This is a genomic window from Dyella ginsengisoli, assembly GCF_044904665.1.
In the GTDB taxonomy this organism is placed as follows: domain Bacteria; phylum Pseudomonadota; class Gammaproteobacteria; order Xanthomonadales; family Rhodanobacteraceae; genus Dyella_A; species Dyella_A ginsengisoli.
This window is the reverse complement of record NZ_JADIKM010000001.1, coordinates 465807-481000: the sequence shown is the minus strand read 5'-3', so window position 1 is coordinate 481000 and position 15194 is coordinate 465807. Positions and strand designations below refer to the sequence as shown.

Genomic DNA, 15194 nt, shown 5'->3' with positions numbered 1-15194 from the left:
CGCTGGCGAGCAGGCTCCTGCGGTCTGCGGGCAATCGACGTCAGGGACGCATGAAAAAGGCCGGCTTGCGCCGGCCTTTTTCGTACACGCACACGACGCGATTACTTCGCCTTCGGCGCGTCCTTGAGGCCGCGGTCGATCAGCATCGGCTCCACGCTGGGCGCCTTGCCGCGCCAGGTCTCGTAGAGCTTCTGCAGGTCTTCGGTATTGCCGCGCGACAGCACCATGGCGCGGAAGCGGTCGCCGTTGGCGCGGGTCAGGCCGCCATGCTCCTTGAACCACTCGAAGCCGTCGTCGGCCAGCATCTCGGTCCACAGGTAGGCGTAGTAGCCCGCGGCGTAGCCGTTGCCCCAGATGTGCTGGAAGTAGCTGGAACGGTAGCGCGGCGGCACGTAGCTGAGGTCGATCTTGTCGTCCTTGAGCGTCTTGGCCTCGAACGCGTCGGCGTCCTGCTTGGGCGCGTCGGCGCCCAGCGAATGCCAGCCCATGTCCAGCAGCGCCGCCGAGACCAGCTCGGTCATGTCGTAGCCCTTGTTGAAGGTGCCGGCCTTCTTGATCTTGTCCACCAGCGCCTGCGGCATCGGCGCGCCGGTCTGGTAGTGCTTGGCGTAGTGCGCGAACACCTTCGGATCGGTCGCCCAGTGCTCGTTGAACTGCGACGGGAACTCGACGAAATCACGCGCGGTGCTGGTGCCCGACAGCGTGGGGTACTGCTCGTCGGCGAACAGGCCGTGCAGCGCGTGGCCGAACTCGTGGAACATGGTGATCACGTCGTCGAACGACAGCAGCGCGGGCTGGCCGGCGGCCGGCTTGGTGAAGTTGGCCACGTTGTAGACCACCGGCTTGGTGCCCAGCAGCTTCGACTGGTCGACGAAGTTGCTCATCCACGCGCCGCCGCCCTTGTTGTCGCGCTTGAAGTAGTCGCAATAGAACAGCGCCATCGACTTGCCGTCCTTGTCGAACACCTCGAACACGCGCACGTCCGGCTGGTAGACGGGGAGATCCTTGCGCTCCTTGAAGGTGAGCCCGTAGAGCTGGTTGGCAGCGTAGAACACGCCGTTCTGCAGCACGTTGTCCAGCTCGAAGTACGGCTTGATCTGGTTCTCGTCCAGGTCGTACTTGGCCTTGCGTACCTGCTCGGCATAATGCTGCCAGTCCCAGGCCTCGACCTTGAAGCCGCCCTTCTGCGCGTCGATCACGTCCTGGATGTCCTTCGCTTCGCGCTCGGCGCGGGCGGTGACCGCGGGCACCAGGTTCTGCATGAAGGTGATCGCCGTCTGCGGCGTCTTGGCCATCTGGTCTTCCAGCTTCCACGCGGCATAGTTCGGGAAACCCAGCAGCTTGGCCTGTTCGGCGCGGATCTGCGCGATGCGCTCGATGATGGCGCGGGTGTCGTTGGCGCCGCCGTGCTCGGCACGGTCCCACGACGCCTTGAACAGCGCCTCACGGGTGGCGCGATCCTCCAGCCCCTGCAGCGCGGGCTGCTGGGTGGTGTTCTGCAGGCTGATGACGTACTTGCCGTCGAGCTTGCGCTCCTTGGCGGCGGCCGCGGCGGCGGCGATGTCGCCGTCGGAGAGGCCGGCCAGCTTGGCCTTGTCGTCCACCACCAGCGCGCCGTCCTTGGTGGCGGCGAGCAGGGTGTTGGTGAACTTGGTGCTGAGCGTCGACTCTTCCTTGTTGAGGTCCTTCAGCTTCGCCTTGTCGGCGTCGGACAGCTTGGCGCCGTGGTGCACGAAGTCGCGGTAGACCACCTCGACCAGGCGCAGCGATTCGGGATCGAGCTTGAGCGACGCGCGCTGGTTGTAGACCGACTCCACCCGCGCGAACAGCTTGCTGTTGAGGTAGATCGCATCCTCGTGGGCAGCCAGCTTGGGCGCCTCGTCTTCCTGCACCTTCTGCAGGGTGTCGTCGGTGTTGGCGCCGGTGACGCCCTCGAACACCGCCATCACGCGCTTGAGCAGCGCGCCGGACTTCTCCATCGCCACGAAGGTGTTGTCGAAGGTGGCCGGCGCGGCGCTGTTGGCGATGGCCTCGATCTCGGCCAGATGCTGGCGCATGCCCTCTTCGATCGCCGGCTGGTAGTCGGCGTCGGTGATCTTGTCGAACGGCGGCGCCTGGTAGTCCAGCGTGCTGGCCCTGGCGAACGGGTTGGCGTCGTTGAACGGCGCGACGGCGGCCGTGCTGACGGCCTTGGCCGGGGCGGTGCCAGCCGGCGCGGGCGCGGCCGGCGCGGCGGACTTGGCCGGCTCGTTGCCGTGCTGCGAACAGGCGGCGAGGGCGATGCTGGTGGCCATGACGAGGGTGCGGAGTCGGAGCATGCGGGGTTCCCCTTGGAAGCGCGCGCCCGACGACCGGACGCTTGAATGCGACAGCCCTCGACTGTACCGATTCCGGGGCGACGCTTCCAAGCCGCAGCGCGCCAAACTCAGGCCGCGCGCATGTCCCGCAGCGTCCAGTGACTGCCGATCAGCAGGTTGAGGCGGTGGCGCACCACGCTCATCGGCAGCGAAGTGACCAGGTCGACGTCCACGCGCTGCATGTCGTCCACCGTGGCGCGCGCCTCGGCGGCGGCGTCGGTGACGCCGAGCGCAGGGTCGACTTCATCGGGCTCCTCCTGCATGGCGCGCCAGCGCTCGAACAGTTGCGGACTGCGCAGCGCCTCGGTCAGCGCCGCAGCGAAGTCGTTCGGGCCGGCGCCGTCGTAGCTCAGCGGCTCCACCGGCCCGCGCGCGCGGGCTAGGTCATCGATGGCGAGGTAGTAGTGGTTGCGTTGCGGCATGGGCCTCTCCATGGGGAAAACTTCGGGGCGCGCATCAAAGCATCGACGACCGACACGGCGCGTGAAGGCCAGGTCCGTGGCAGATCAGGCCATCGCCGCCAGCGCGGCGGCGAGGTGCCGCGCGGCGCGCTGAGGGGGTTCGCCGTGCGGCAGTACGCCCAGGCAGGGTGCCGGCAGCAGCTCGCGCAACGTGGCGAGGTTCTCTTCCACCGCCGCCATCGCCGGATCGATGCGGTTGCCGATCCAGCCGAGCAGTTCGCAACCGTCCGCCGCAATCGCCCGCGCGCTGAGCAGCGCGTGGTTGAGGCAGCCCAGCCGCAGGCCAACCACCAGGATCACCGGCAGCTTCCACGCCTGGGCCAGGGCGGACGCCATCAAGTCGGGAGCCAGCGGCACCAGCCAGCCGCCGACGCCCTCGACCACCACCGGCGCATGGCGCGCGCGCAGCCGCTCGAAGGCCTCGGTAAGCGGCGGCAGCGTCACCGTCACGCCATCGCGCGCGGCCGCCAGGTGGGGCGACAGCGGTGCACGCAGGCTGACCGGGTTGATCGTGGCGTACGGCACGCCTGTCGGACCGGCCGCCTGCAAGGCCAGTGCGTCCTCGTTGCGCAGACCGTCGGGCGTCTCCTCGCAGCCGCTGGCCACCGGCTTCATGCCCACCGCATCCTGCCCTGCCGCGCGCAGCGCATGCAGCAGCGCGCACGAGGCATGGGTCTTGCCGATGCCGGTGTCGGTGCCGGCAATGAACACGCGGTCGAAGCGGGTCATCAAGCTTGTCCTGGGGCCATGGGGGTGTGCATGGTCGCCACCGGATGCCGGTCGGGCAAGCCCGTCGCGCCTTTAGCAAGAAATTAGGAAACGCGGAGCAAGGATTTAGCAAACGCACGCCGACGGGCTTCCTAGAATGCCGGGACCCCACTCCCGCAGGAATACCCATGCATCCCACCGACACCGCGGCCGGCCAGGCGGCCGCTCCCCGCTACAACATGTACGGCTTCATCCACAAAGCTCTGCGCGCCTTCATGGGCGACACGCTGACACGAATCGGCCGCATGGATCCGGACGATGCCGTCGACCTCGAAGGCGGCCTCGACCAGCTGCGCGAACTGCTCGACCTGTGCCGTCGCCACCTGGAGCACGAGAACCGCTTCGTGCACCCGGCACTGGAAGCACGCGCCCCCGGCTCGAGCGCCTTGGTCGCTGCCGAACACGTCCATCACGAGGCCGACATCGATGCCCTCGACGAGCTGGCCGATGCGCTGGTGCTGGCACCTGCAGGCGCGGCCCGCGCGGCAGCGGCGCACCGCCTGTACCGGCAGCTCGCCGTGTTCGTCGGCATCAACTTCGAGCACATGGACTACGAGGAAAGCGAGCACAACGCCGCGCTGTGGACGCACTACAGCGATGCCGAGCTGCTCGGGATCGAAGCGGAGCTGCATGCGGCACTGTCGCCGCCGGAGCGCGCGCAGGGCCTGCGCCTGATGCTCCGTGCGCTCGACCACGCCGAGCGGCTGAGGCTGCTCGGCGGCATGCGCGCCCACGCGCCGGCGCCCGCCTTCGAAGGCGCGCTGGCGCTGGCGCGCAGCCTGCTCGCCGAGCGCGACTGGCAGAAGCTCGAGCGCGCGCTGCAGCCGGTGGCCGCGGCGGCCTGATCAGCCGCCGCGCTCGTTCGGCATCTCCACCAGCTGCAGCGGGCGCCGCACGCACAGGCGCAGGCGCCCGCGACCGGCCTTCTCGATGCGGATGCACGCGTCGCGTTCGGCCAGTCGTCGGGTCAGCAGGATCAGCCGGGCTTCCAGGTTGTCGCTGAGTTCGGGCAGCCGGATCCGCGGATCCAGCCGCAGCTCGCGATTGGCGAACATGGTGCGGCCGTGGTCGGCGTGGTCGCGCAGCAGGGTCCACAGGATCGCGCCGGCCACGCCCTTGATCAGGTAGTCCTCGCCCACGAACACGCTGTCGGTGCCGGGGTGGTGGCGGATCACCACCGGCGCGCCATCCGGCGGCGGCAGCGCCGGCTCGACCGGCAGCGGCTCGGCGGTCGTGTCGGCGCGCAGGGCGCAGATCGCCATGCCGAGCTGGCTACCCAGCGTGACCAGCGCGTCCTCGTCGTCGTAGCCGAAACGCAGGTCCCGCGGACTCTCTACGTACAGCACGCCGGACAGCCGGCCGCCGCCGACGATCGGCACTGCCAGCTGGCTGCGCGACTCGGGCAGCCCCGGCAGCGGGATCGCGGTTTCCAGGCGATCGGCCAGCCCGCCCTGGGCGGCCGCCTCGCGCACGGCGCGGCCGTAGGCGTATTCGGCGGTCATGTGGGCGATGCGGATCGGCGTGCGTTCGCGCGCGGCCACGCCGATCACTCCATCACCCATGGCGATCTCCGAGCCGACGCCGGACTCGCCGTAGCCGCAGCTGGCCACGGTGAACAGCTTCTGCCCACTGCCGTCGAGCAGCAGCACCATCGCGTGATGGATATCGAAGTCCTGCCGCAAACCGGTCAGCACCGCCTCCAGCGCGCCATCGAGATCGACCGCATCGGCCAGCCGCAGGGCGGTGGCTCGCGTCGCTTCCAGCAGGTTGCGCCGCAGCGGCGGTGAAGGCACCGGTGGGCCCGGCACCGGCTCGATCGCCTCGACCCGGTAGACATCCGAACCCTTGAGCTGGAACACGCCGCTCATGCCGGTGTGCGAGGCGATGCCGGCGAGCTTGGCGCGCATCCGCTCGAACAGCGGCCCGGCCGACTCGGTGCGCAGGTAGCGCAGGGTCAGGCGGTACATCACCGCGCTCTGCGGATGCATCAGCAGCAACCGCGCCTGCGGATTGGCCAGGATGTTCTGCCGGGTCTTGTTGAAGAACTGGAACGACAGCGCGAGGTGGCGCGGATCGATGTACTCGACCTGCGACAGGTAGGCGACGTTCGGCGTACCGTCGGGCGCGCAGGTGGCCATCACGCCCGGCAGGCTGCCATCCAGGCAGTCGCGGATCGCATCCAGTCCCGGCGTCATGGCGCCATCTCCAGCGCGCGGCCCGCGTCCGGGCCCGGCGTCTGCACGAACGCCGACGACGGCGAGAACTCGATCGCCACCAGCTCGCCCACCGCGGCCAGCAGCGCACGCACGCGCGCTTCCGGCACGCCGATCAGGGCGAGCTCGGCGACCATCGCGTCGCGGTAGCGCGCAGCCAGTGCGAGGTCCTGCGCCGACGCAGCAAGGATTCGCGCATCCTCGCCCTTCACCTGCACCGAACGGTGCGTGCTGGGCCGGGTGAATACCACCGCCACCCGCCGGTTGTCGCGGATGTCTTCCAGCAGCTCGACCGCCTGGCAGGCGACCACCAGTACCGCCAGGCGACAGCCACCGGGGTCCACCCGGCACCCCTGCGCGCGCACCAGCGCCGGCCGGTGCTCGGCATTGCGGGTGGCGGCGATGATCGACGTCGCGCCCTGGATGAACCCGGCGAGCTCGTCATCGATGCGGGTGGCAGCAGGCACGGCAGTCCTCGTCCAGCGGGGCGGAAACGACGGGCGGGTGGAGTCCCGGCGCATAATAAGCGCTCCGCCCGGACGGACCATCCATGTTCCACATTGCTTCCTCCTCCCATGCCAGCAAGCGCGAGCTGTACGCCGAGCTGGCCGGACTCGCGCAGGGCCTGCTCGCCGGCGAGCGCGACCTCATCGCCAACGCCGCCAACTTCAGCGCGCTGCTGTTCCACAGCCTGCCCGATCTCAACTGGGCCGGCTTCTACTTCTACGACGGCACCGAGCTGGTGGTCGGCCCGTTCCAGGGCAAGCCGGCGTGCATCCGCATCGCGCTGGGGCGCGGCGTGTGCGGCACCGCCGCGCAGACGCGGCAGACCCAGCTGGTGATCGACGTGCACGCGTTCGACGGTCACATCGCCTGCGACGCGGCGTCCAATTCCGAGATCGTGGTGCCGCTGGTGAAGGCCGACGGCTCGCTGCTTGGCGTGTGGGACGTGGACAGCCCGCTCACCGGCCGTTTCGACGACGAGGATCGCGCCGGCATGGAAGCGCTGTGCGCGGTGTTCATGCAGGCGGTCGACGCGGCCTGAATCGCCGCTTTCGCGCAGCGGCATAGTGTCGCAAGGATTCTTGCGAATCAGCCTTCGCGCGGCTGGCGCAGCAGTTCGAGCACGCGCGCACGCGCCTCGTCGACGCCGGTCGGGGCGCTGGAGGAAAAGCCCTGCACGGTGGCCTGGCGTTCCTCCGCGGCGAACTGCCGGCGCATCGCCGCCACCGTCTGCATCGCCTGGCTGCGCGAGAGCTTGTCCGCCTTGGTCAGCAGCAGGTGGCAGGGCAGCGCGGTGGCGAAACAGAAGTCCAGCATCATCCGGTCGAATTCCTTCAATGGATGGCGGATATCCGCGATCAGCACCACGCCGCGCAGGCTGCGGCGCTGGTGCAGATAGGCGTCGATCTCGGTCTTCCAGTGCGCGCGCAGGTCCTCCGGCACCTTGGCATAGCCGTAGCCGGGCAGGTCGATCAGGCGCGCGTCGAACGGCGCCTCGCCCGCGACCGGCGGCAGCGGCGGCAGCGAGAACGCCACCATCTGCTGGGTGCGACCGGGCGTCTTGGAGGTACGCGCCAGCCCGCGATGACCGGTGAGCGCGTTCAGCGCGCTGGACTTGCCGGCGTTGGAGCGGCCGGCGAACGCCACCTCGGCGCCCTGGTCGGCGGGCAGCTGGCTGATACGGTGGGCAGCGAGCACGAACTGCGCGCCCTGGAGCGGATTGGGAGACATGGGAATGGTTTGACCGGTCAGGGTGGCACGGCGATAATTCTGCGGTTTCTGCCCAAGGCAAGCCGCGCGGCGGCTTTACGGCAGCATTTGCAGTCTTTCAGGAGACAAGTGTATGAGTTTTCGGCCCGCCGATTTTCGGCACGCTGTGCTTGGGGCGGCTGTCGCCCTCACCTTCGCGCTGTCCGCCGGCGCGGTGATGGCCCAGGACGCCAAGCCCGCTGCTGCTTCCAGCGCGGCGCCGGCAGCGGCGGCCAGCGCGGCGGCGCCAGCGGCGGCGGCCGAAGCGGCGACCGCCGCGGTCAAGCCGGGTGACGCCACCGCCGGCCAGGGCAAGGCCGCCGTGTGCGGCGCGTGCCACGGCATCGACGGCAACTCGGCCGATCCGCAGTACCCGAAGCTCGCCGGCCAGCACGAGTCGTACATCGCGCGCCAGCTCACCAGCTTCAAGGGCGGCAAGCGCCAGAACCCGATCATGCTCGGCATGGCCACCCCGCTCTCCGAGCAGGACATGCACGACATCGGCGCCTACTTCGCCACCAAGCAGTCGCGCCCCGGCGTGGCTGACGCGGCGCTGGTCGAGCTGGGCCAGAAGCTCTACCGCGAAGGCGACGTGGAGCGCGGCATCCCGGCCTGCATGGCCTGCCACCTCGTCGACGGCCGCGGCAACCCGGGCGCGATGTATCCACAGCTCGGCGGCCAGCACGCGCAGTACGTGGAGGCCACGCTGAAGTCGTGGCACGACGGCACCGTGTGGGGCGACGACGCCCACGCGCAGATCATGCCGGCGATCGCCAAGAAGCTCGAGCCCAAGGACATCACCGCGCTGGCCAGCTACATCGAAGGCCTGCATGCGGCCGACAGCGGCGACGCCGCGGCTGCCGCGCCCTGATCGACGAGCACACGCCGACCTCCGGGTCGGCGTTGTCGTTTTACCCCCTGCGTCCGTTGTCTTTCCGCTGTCGAATCGAAGGAACCTCTCCATGCTGAAGCGTCTGCCGATCCTCTGTTTCGCCCTGCTCACGCTCGCCGCGTGCAGCCACGACAGCAACAGCCCGGCGCCGGCCGCTTCCGCTCCCTCCTCTTCCGCCAGCGCACCCGTCCAGGCGCCGGCAGCCGCCACGCCGGGCCCGGCTGCAGCGGGCACCGCCGCGGCAGCTAGCACGGCCGCGCCGAGCAGCGCACCGGCCGCCACCAGCACCGCCGCATCGACCGCCCCGGCCACCCCGGCCGACGTCCCGGCGTTCGTCGAGGACCCGAAGTGGGTCGAAGGCAAGAACTACTTCCGCATCGAGCCGGCGCAGCCGAAGGTCAGCAACACCGACAAGGTCGAAGTGGCCGAGGTCTTCTCCTACGCCTGCCCCTCGTGCAACAACTTCCATCCGATGGTCGACCAGTTGGCGAAGAGCCTGCCGTCGTATGCGGTGATGGCCTACCTGCCGGTGTCGTTCATCCCGCAGGAGAACTTCCCCATGTTCCAGCGCGCCTATCTCACCGCGCAGGCGCTGGGCGTGGCCGAGAAGGCCAACGGCGCCATGTATGACGCGGTGTGGAAGAGCAAGGAGCTGAGCTCCGAGCGCGCCGACGGCCAGGGCCTGAAGCCGATGTCCGACCTGCCCAAGATCGAGGACGCCGCCAAGGTCTATGCGAAGTTCGGCGTCGATCCGAAGGAGTTCGTGGCGGTGGCCAACTCCTTCAGCATCAACACCCAGGCCAAGCGCGCCGACCAGTTGGTGAAGGCGTACGGCGTGGAAGGCACGCCGACCATCGTGATCGACGGCAAGTACCGCATCGACGGCCCCAGCGCGGGCGGCTACGCGCAGATGGTGGAGCTGGCCAAATACCTCGCGGCGAAGGAAGCGGCCGGCAAGTAAGCGTCCGCCGTGGCACCTTTGCCGCTCGCCGTGGTCTTGCGTTCCTGCCGTCCCTTGCACCGGAGTCGATCCATGCTGAAGCACCTGTCCCGCCTGCGCCTGTTCGCCCTGCTCGGCGGGTTGCTGCTCGCTACCGCCTGCACCGCCGGTGCCGGCGCCGATCCGGCCGCCCCGTACACCGAGGGCAGCGAGTACGTCACCCTGCCCGGCCCGGCCCAGCGCTACAGCCCCGAAGGCAAGGTGGAAGTGGTCGAGGTGTTTTCCTACGGCTGCATCCACTGCGCGCATTTCGCGCCCACCGCCGAGAAGCTGCGCGCCGCGCTACCCAAGGGCGTGGTGTTCAAGCTGGTGCCGGCGCCGTTCAGCGCCGAGTGGCTGCCGTTCGCCCGCGCCTACTACGCGGCGAAAAAGCTCGGCGTGGTCGACCGCACCCACCTGGAGCTGTTCAAGGAGAAGTTCGAGCAGAACTATCCGCTCAACACGCTCGACGATCTGGCCGACTTCTATGCGCGCCAGGGCGTGAACCGCGCCGAGTTCATGCGCATCGCCACCTCCGACGAGGTCACCGCGCAGATGAAGAGCGACCTGGCGCTGATCCAGAAGTGGGGCGTCACCGGCACGCCGACCATCGTGGTGGACGGCAAGTACCGCAGCGGCGAAGTGCACACGTTCGACCAGCTCTCCGCGATGACCCAATGGCTGGTCAAGCGCGAGCTGGCCGGCAAGTAAGGCCCGCGATGCAGTGGCTGTCGCGGCGTTCACGCGCCGCGCGGCATGCTTGGCGCTTCCGTTTTGCCGACCTTGCCACCTGAGTCCATGAGCCGCGCTGTCCCTGCCCCTGCAGTCGTTCCCGAGCGCCGCCTGCGGCTGCTCAGCTGCAACATCCTGGCCGGCGGCAGCGTGCAGCGCTACCACGAGTACGTCACTCGCAGCCTGCACGGCGTGCTGCCCGGGCGCAGCAAGATGGACAACCTAGACCGCCTCGCCGAACTGCTGCCGCAGTTCGACGTGGTCGGCCTGCAAGAAGCCGATGCCGGCAGCCTGCGTTCGGGATTCCTCAACCAGACGCGCTACCTCGCCGAAACCGCCGGCATGCCGTTCTGGAGCCACCAGCCGAACCGTCCGATGGCGCGACTGGCGCATTCGGCCAACGGCCTGATCAGCCGGCTCGAACCGCACAGCGTGCTGGACTACCCGCTGCCCAGCCGCATTCCCGGACGCGGCGCGATGCTGGCGCGCTTCGGCGAGGGCGACGACGCGCTGGCGGTGATGATCGCCCACCTCTCGCTCAGCGCCCCTGCGCGCGCCAAGCAGCTGGCCTTCATCGGCGAAGTGCTGGCGGATTTTCCGCATGCCGTGCTGATGGGCGACCTCAACACCGAGGCGCACAGCAGCGAGATGCGCCACCTGTTTGCCAAGTGCCGGCTGCAGCCGCCCGATCAGGCCACGCCGACCTTTCCCAGCTGGAAGCCGCGACGCGCGCTGGACCACATCCTCACTTCGGCCGATATCCAGCTGGACAAGGTGTGGACGCTGCCGCAGGCGTTTTCCGACCACCTGCCGCTTGCCGCCGAGATCCGCATGCCCGCCCATATCGCCCCGCGCCTGCACAAGGTGCATCGTCGATGAGCGCCCCTCGCCGTCGCTGGTCGCCGATGCTGCTTGCAGGGAGCGGACTGCTCGCCGTCGGCGCGCTGGCCGCGCTGCTGCGCTACCAGCTCGTCGAGCCGCCCGCACTGGGCGAACGCTGCGCCGCGGCCGGCATGATCGACGGCTGGTGCACGCTGCGCAGCTGGGTGGTCGCCGGCTTCCTCGGCAACGCCTTCGGCTACGCCGCGCTGGCCGCAGGCGGGCTCGCGCTGCTGCGCCAGCGCGCCTGGACGGCGTGGCTGGCCGCCGCACTCGGCGCGTTCGCGCTGGAGCTGTACTGCTACCAGTCCGGCGCGCTGGCGCTACTGGTCGGCGCGGTGCTGCTGGTGCGCGGAGCGCCGCGACGGCAGCAGCACGGCGAGGCCGGGCAGCGCATTCAGACCCAGCCATAGCCAGGCCACCAGGCTGATGCCCAGCTCCTGCGTCAGCACGATCGCTGCCAGCAGCGACACTGCGACAGCAAGAAATGCTTCTTCGCGCCGACGTGCTCCGACCGGTTCGACCCCGGCCAGCGCCACCAGCGCATAACCCACCGCCGGCAGCGCGAACAGGCCCAGCGGAAAGTCGCGGTAGCGCCCGTCGAACACCAGCAGCAGGCCGTAGTAGGCCAGCACGAACAGCCAACCGAACCGCCAGCGCCGCGACGGCGGCGCGACGGTCACTCCCTGCACCACCGCTGCCAGCGTGCGCGCCAGCATCAGCGCGGTGACCAGCGCGGCGGCACAGGCAGCGCCGCTGAGCAGCCATTCCCACAGCGGGCCGCAGGCGTACAGCATCTGGCGCACCTGCCACGCCAGCGCCGCGCCGCTGGAGATGCCGGCCAGCATCAGCGCCAGAGCGGCACGACGACCGCGCGGTCGCCCCACCACCATGAACAGCACGCCGCCCAGCGCGGCAGCCAGCCAGCCCAGCCACCAGCTCGGCACTTCCGTCACCGGACCCTGCATCGGGAATTTCGGCCGCGCCTGCGCGTCGAAGATGCCCCAGTAGCCGCCCACCGTGCCCTCCTGCGCCCGTTTCCAGCCCTGGTCGAACGCCTCGATCACGTTGTAGGGCATCTGCACGGTGGCGGCGTAGCGCAGAAATTCGCGCAGGTAGCGAGCCTCGTTCACCACACTCGCCGTGGCGCCCTGACGCGGTCGCCCGGCGCTGGGCCAGCCGGTCTCGCCGATCATCACCGGCTTGCCGGGAAAGGCGGCGCGCACGCGCGCATAGACGTCGGCCACGTGCTGCACCGCGCGTGCGGGCGGCACCGGATCGTCCTCCCAGTACGGCAGCACGTGCACGGTGATGTAGTCGACCGACCCGGCCAGTTCCGGGTGGCGCAGCCAGAACTCCCACACGTCCGCGTAGGTGATCGGCACCGCCGGCGGCAGCACGGCGCGTGCCTGGCGCAGGTAGCCGGCCAGTGCCGCGGACGACTGCTCGCCGCGCAGCAACACCTCGTTGCCCACGATCACGCCGCGCAGCACCTCCGGATGCGCCCGCGCGGTCGCCGCGGCCAGCGCAATCTCGCGCGCGTTCGCCGCCGCATCGCGACCGATCCACACGCCCATCAGCACCTTCATGCCGTAGCGTCCGGCGATCGCCGGCACGACATCCAGTCCCTGGCCCTGCGAATAGGTGCGCACGCAGTCGAAGCGGCGCGACAGCGCCTGCAGGTCGGCGTCGATCTGCTGCGGCGAGATGAAGGTGGCCGGGTCGTACGGCGTCTGCCCCTCGCGGCGATACGGCGCGTAGGAGACGCAGGCGATGCGTGCCGATGGCGCGTCGGGCAAATCCACCGGCCGCCCCACCGACCACCACCAGGCCAACCCGGCGAGCGCGGCGAGCAGCAGCCCCAGCCATGCCGGCCAGTGCGATCGCGTGGAGGGCGTGGACGCAGGCGTCATGACGTTCCCGGGGATGGCAAGCGCGCCAGTCTATCAGCGCGCTGCACGGCGTCATCGCGGGCGCCGGGGCATCGTGCCGGGGCGGCCGTTCAAGGGCCGTCCGTTACACTCATCGCCCAAGCAAGTCAGGAGGCACGATGCCCGTTTTCCGCTCCTCCCCCCGCCGCCTTCCGTTCCCGCTCACGCGCTGTCTCGCCGGCATGGCGGTCGTCGTGCTGGCGCTGGTGCGCAGTACGTCAGCCACCGCAGCCGCAGCCCCGACCGACGCCCAGCGCGCGGCGTTCAAGCAGGCCTATGCCACCGCGCAGCAGCAGGGCGGCGACGCCTGGCGCGCGCAGGCGCAGGGACTGCGCGACTACGTGCTCTATCCCTACCTCGAAGCGGCCGCGCTCGAACACGACCTGGCCACGCTCGACCTCGCCCGCGTACAGGACTACCTCACCCGCTACCCGGCGATGATCCCCGCCGACGACCTGCGCCGCGCCTTCCTCGGCGAGCTGGCGCGGCGGCAGGACTGGACCGACTTCCTCCCGCTCTACCAGGACGGCCTCGGCGACGCGCTCACCTGCGACGCGCTGCAGGCGCGCATGGCGCAGGGCCAGTCGCTGGACTTCGATCGCGACCTCGCCGCGCTGTGGCAGAAGCCCGCGCTGCCGGGTGCGTGCGATCCGGTGCTCGACGCCGCGCACGATGCCGGCCTGCTCACGCCGACACGGCTGTGGGCGCGCATCGATCGCGCCGTGGCGGCCGGTGCCGGCGGCACCGTCGCCGCGCTGGCCAGCTGGCTGCCCGCGCGCGATGCGGAGACGGCGCAGCGCCTCGCGCTGGCGCTGCGCGATCCGGCCGAAGCCGTGGCGCAGGCGGCGCACTGGCCGGATACGCCGCGCCACCGCCACGCCGCGGCGCTCGCACTGCAGCGGCTGGCGCGGCGCGACTCCAGCCGTGCCGATCAGGCCTGGCTCACGCTACGCAAGCGCTTCCACTTCAGCGACGAGCAGCGCAACGACGTGCTCAACGCGCTGGCGCTGTTCCACGCCACCGATTTCGACGACCACGCCCTGCAGCGGCTGGCCGAGCTGCCGGCCGCGGCGCAGACCGACGCCACGCGCGAGTGGCGCGTGCGCGTGGCACTGGCCGAGCAGAACTGGCGCGCCGTGCTTGGCGCGATCGATGCGCTCAGCCCCGAGCAGCAGCGTGACGGCGAATGGCGCTACTTCCGCGCGCGTGCGCTGGCCGAACTGGGCAAGCCGGCACAGGCGCAGCAGCAGTACACGGCGCTGGCCAGCGAGCCGACCTTCTTCGGCTTCCTCGCCGCCGATCGCTCCGACGCACCTTACGCGCTGTGTCCCTGGACGCTCGACGAAGACGACGCGCGCGCCCGCTCGCTGCTGGCCGACATCGGCATGCAGCGGGCGTTCGAGCTGTTTGCGGTTGACCTGCCGCGCGACGCGCGACGCGAATGGGCGCGCGCCCTGCGCGGCAGCGACGAGACGACCCGCCGCCAAGCCGCCCTGCTCGCCTACCAGCGCGGCTGGTACGACCGCGCGGTGTTCACCTTCTCCAGCGGCGACGCGCTGCGCCTTTACGAGCAGCGCTTTCCGCTGGCCAGCCAGGACGGCGTGGTGCCGCAGGCGCAGCAGGCCGGCATCGATCCATCCTGGGCATACGCGATCGCCCGCGCCGAGAGCGCGTGGATGAGCGACGCGCACTCCGGTGCCGACGCGCGCGGCCTGATGCAGCTGATCCCGGCCACCGGCGCCCAGGTGGCGCGCAGCTACGGCCTGCCGTGGAACGGCGGCGATTCACTGTACGACCCGGTGGTGAACGTGCAGCTGGGCACGCGCTACCTCGCGCAGATGGCGCAGCGCTACAACGGAGCGCCGTGGCTGGCCAGCGCGGCCTACAACGCCGGGCCGATCAAGCTGGACCAGTGGCTGGCCGCGCGCGGCACGCTGCCGCCGGACGTCTTTACCGCCACCATCCCGTACAAGGAAACGCGCGAATACGTGGCGCGTGTGATGGCCTTCAGCGTGATCTACGACTGGCGTCTGTCCGGCAGCGCCGTGCCGGTGGACCAGCGCCTCACGCCGATCGGCACGACCTACGTGCCGCCCGCCGCCGGTGCCGTGCGCAAACCGGTGAGCTGCCCGGCGGACGTCGGCACGGAGCCGGCTGCGTCCGGCTCCGTCGCCGCGCCGACGGCGGCATCCTCCTCCTCTGACTCCTGACCTCGCGAGATCGACGCCCC

The 15194-nt window shown here is 70.2% G+C and carries 15 protein-coding genes; 8 read left to right on the top strand and 7 right to left on the bottom strand.

The window, feature by feature from the left end; genetic code table 11:
- Positions 1-101 precede the first annotated feature (101 nt).
- The 3 genes from dcp to bioD form a co-directional block, all read right to left on the bottom strand.
- Positions 102-2318: a peptidyl-dipeptidase Dcp gene (gene dcp, locus ISP17_RS02215; RefSeq protein ID WP_404629882.1), complete on the bottom strand. Its 2217-nt coding sequence runs from the start codon at positions 2316-2318 to the stop codon at positions 102-104.
- A gap of 107 nt (positions 2319-2425) precedes the next feature.
- Positions 2426-2779, bottom strand: a complete 354-nt coding sequence (locus tag ISP17_RS02210) for a hypothetical protein (RefSeq protein ID WP_404629881.1) — start codon at positions 2777-2779, stop codon at positions 2426-2428.
- 84 nt (positions 2780-2863) lie between these two features.
- Positions 2864-3547 (bottom strand): dethiobiotin synthase, encoded by a 684-nt coding sequence (gene bioD, locus ISP17_RS02205; protein WP_404629880.1) that lies wholly within the window; start codon positions 3545-3547, stop codon positions 2864-2866.
- A gap of 167 nt (positions 3548-3714) precedes the next feature.
- Between bioD and ISP17_RS02200 the strand changes: the two genes are divergently transcribed.
- Positions 3715-4431 (top strand): hemerythrin domain-containing protein, encoded by a 717-nt coding sequence (locus tag ISP17_RS02200; RefSeq protein WP_404629879.1) that lies wholly within the window; start codon positions 3715-3717, stop codon positions 4429-4431.
- Here the strand turns inward: ISP17_RS02200 and ISP17_RS02195 are convergent, their stop codons facing one another.
- Both ISP17_RS02195 and ISP17_RS02190 read right to left on the bottom strand, forming a co-directional pair.
- Positions 4432-5781, bottom strand: coding sequence for a GAF domain-containing protein (locus ISP17_RS02195; RefSeq protein ID WP_404629878.1), 1350 nt, complete (start codon positions 5779-5781; stop codon positions 4432-4434). It abuts the gene before it with no gap.
- Positions 5778-6266 (bottom strand): hypothetical protein, encoded by a 489-nt coding sequence (locus tag ISP17_RS02190; protein ID WP_404629877.1) that lies wholly within the window; start codon positions 6264-6266, stop codon positions 5778-5780. Before ISP17_RS02190 ends, ISP17_RS02195 begins: the two co-directional genes overlap by 4 nt.
- 83 nt (positions 6267-6349) lie before the next feature.
- On the opposite strand from ISP17_RS02190, the gene ISP17_RS02185 reads away from it, so the two are divergent.
- Positions 6350-6844, top strand: a complete 495-nt coding sequence (locus ISP17_RS02185; protein WP_404629876.1) for a GAF domain-containing protein — start codon at positions 6350-6352, stop codon at positions 6842-6844.
- A gap of 47 nt (positions 6845-6891) precedes the next feature.
- Here ISP17_RS02185 and yihA read toward each other — a convergent pair whose 3' ends face one another.
- Complete coding sequence (yihA, locus tag ISP17_RS02180) at positions 6892-7533, bottom strand: ribosome biogenesis GTP-binding protein YihA/YsxC (protein WP_404629875.1); 642 nt, start codon at positions 7531-7533, stop codon at positions 6892-6894.
- Positions 7534-7645: 112 nt separating this feature from the next.
- Between yihA and ISP17_RS02175 the strand changes: the two genes are divergently transcribed.
- From ISP17_RS02175 to ISP17_RS02155, 5 genes are all read left to right on the top strand, one after another.
- On the top strand, positions 7646-8422 hold the full coding sequence (locus tag ISP17_RS02175; protein WP_404629874.1) for a c-type cytochrome: 777 nt from the start codon (positions 7646-7648) through the stop codon (positions 8420-8422).
- Between the two features lie 91 nt (positions 8423-8513).
- Entirely contained in the window at positions 8514-9404 is an 891-nt protein-coding gene (locus ISP17_RS02170) for a thiol:disulfide interchange protein DsbA/DsbL (RefSeq protein WP_404629873.1), read from the top strand.
- A gap of 72 nt (positions 9405-9476) precedes the next feature.
- Entirely contained in the window at positions 9477-10133 is a 657-nt protein-coding gene (locus ISP17_RS02165; RefSeq protein ID WP_404629872.1) for a thiol:disulfide interchange protein DsbA/DsbL, read from the top strand.
- Positions 10134-10220: 87 nt separating this feature from the next.
- On the top strand, positions 10221-11033 hold the full coding sequence (locus ISP17_RS02160; RefSeq protein ID WP_404629871.1) for an endonuclease/exonuclease/phosphatase family protein: 813 nt from the start codon (positions 10221-10223) through the stop codon (positions 11031-11033).
- A complete protein-coding gene (locus ISP17_RS02155) occupies positions 11030-11446 on the top strand; it encodes a hypothetical protein (RefSeq protein ID WP_404629870.1) in 417 nt (138 codons plus the stop codon). Before ISP17_RS02160 ends, ISP17_RS02155 begins: the two co-directional genes overlap by 4 nt.
- On the opposite strand, the gene ISP17_RS02150 is transcribed toward ISP17_RS02155, so the two are convergent.
- A complete protein-coding gene (locus ISP17_RS02150) occupies positions 11357-12946 on the bottom strand; it encodes a glycoside hydrolase family 17 protein (protein ID WP_404629869.1) in 1590 nt (529 codons plus the stop codon). The genes ISP17_RS02155 and ISP17_RS02150 overlap by 90 nt on opposite strands.
- A gap of 137 nt (positions 12947-13083) precedes the next feature.
- Here ISP17_RS02150 and ISP17_RS02145 point away from each other — a divergent pair, with 137 nt between their 5' ends.
- Positions 13084-15174, top strand: coding sequence for a transglycosylase SLT domain-containing protein (locus ISP17_RS02145; RefSeq protein WP_404629868.1), 2091 nt, complete (start codon positions 13084-13086; stop codon positions 15172-15174).
- Positions 15175-15194 lie beyond the last annotated feature (20 nt).

What these genes read in the sequence shown, in the direction of transcription:
- dcp (WP_404629882.1), bottom strand. Translation starts at nt 2,318, where the DNA reads ATGCTCCGACTCCGCACCCTCGTCATGGCCACCAGCATCGCCCTCGCC.
- ISP17_RS02210 (WP_404629881.1), bottom strand. Translation starts at nt 2,779, where the DNA reads ATGCCGCAACGCAACCACTACTACCTCGCCATCGATGACCTAGCCCGC.
- bioD (WP_404629880.1), bottom strand. Translation starts at nt 3,547, where the DNA reads ATGACCCGCTTCGACCGCGTGTTCATTGCCGGCACCGACACCGGCATC.
- ISP17_RS02200 (WP_404629879.1), top strand. Translation starts at nt 3,715, where the DNA reads ATGCATCCCACCGACACCGCGGCCGGCCAGGCGGCCGCTCCCCGCTAC.
- ISP17_RS02195 (WP_404629878.1), bottom strand. Translation starts at nt 5,781, where the DNA reads ATGACGCCGGGACTGGATGCGATCCGCGACTGCCTGGATGGCAGCCTG.
- ISP17_RS02185 (WP_404629876.1), top strand. Translation starts at nt 6,350, where the DNA reads ATGTTCCACATTGCTTCCTCCTCCCATGCCAGCAAGCGCGAGCTGTAC.
- yihA (WP_404629875.1), bottom strand. Translation starts at nt 7,533, where the DNA reads ATGTCTCCCAATCCGCTCCAGGGCGCGCAGTTCGTGCTCGCTGCCCAC.
- ISP17_RS02175 (WP_404629874.1), top strand. Translation starts at nt 7,646, where the DNA reads ATGAGTTTTCGGCCCGCCGATTTTCGGCACGCTGTGCTTGGGGCGGCT.
- ISP17_RS02170 (WP_404629873.1), top strand. Translation starts at nt 8,514, where the DNA reads ATGCTGAAGCGTCTGCCGATCCTCTGTTTCGCCCTGCTCACGCTCGCC.
- ISP17_RS02165 (WP_404629872.1), top strand. Translation starts at nt 9,477, where the DNA reads ATGCTGAAGCACCTGTCCCGCCTGCGCCTGTTCGCCCTGCTCGGCGGG.
- ISP17_RS02160 (WP_404629871.1), top strand. Translation starts at nt 10,221, where the DNA reads ATGAGCCGCGCTGTCCCTGCCCCTGCAGTCGTTCCCGAGCGCCGCCTG.
- ISP17_RS02155 (WP_404629870.1), top strand. Translation starts at nt 11,030, where the DNA reads ATGAGCGCCCCTCGCCGTCGCTGGTCGCCGATGCTGCTTGCAGGGAGC.
- ISP17_RS02150 (WP_404629869.1), bottom strand. Translation starts at nt 12,946, where the DNA reads ATGACGCCTGCGTCCACGCCCTCCACGCGATCGCACTGGCCGGCATGG.
- ISP17_RS02145 (WP_404629868.1), top strand. Translation starts at nt 13,084, where the DNA reads ATGCCCGTTTTCCGCTCCTCCCCCCGCCGCCTTCCGTTCCCGCTCACG.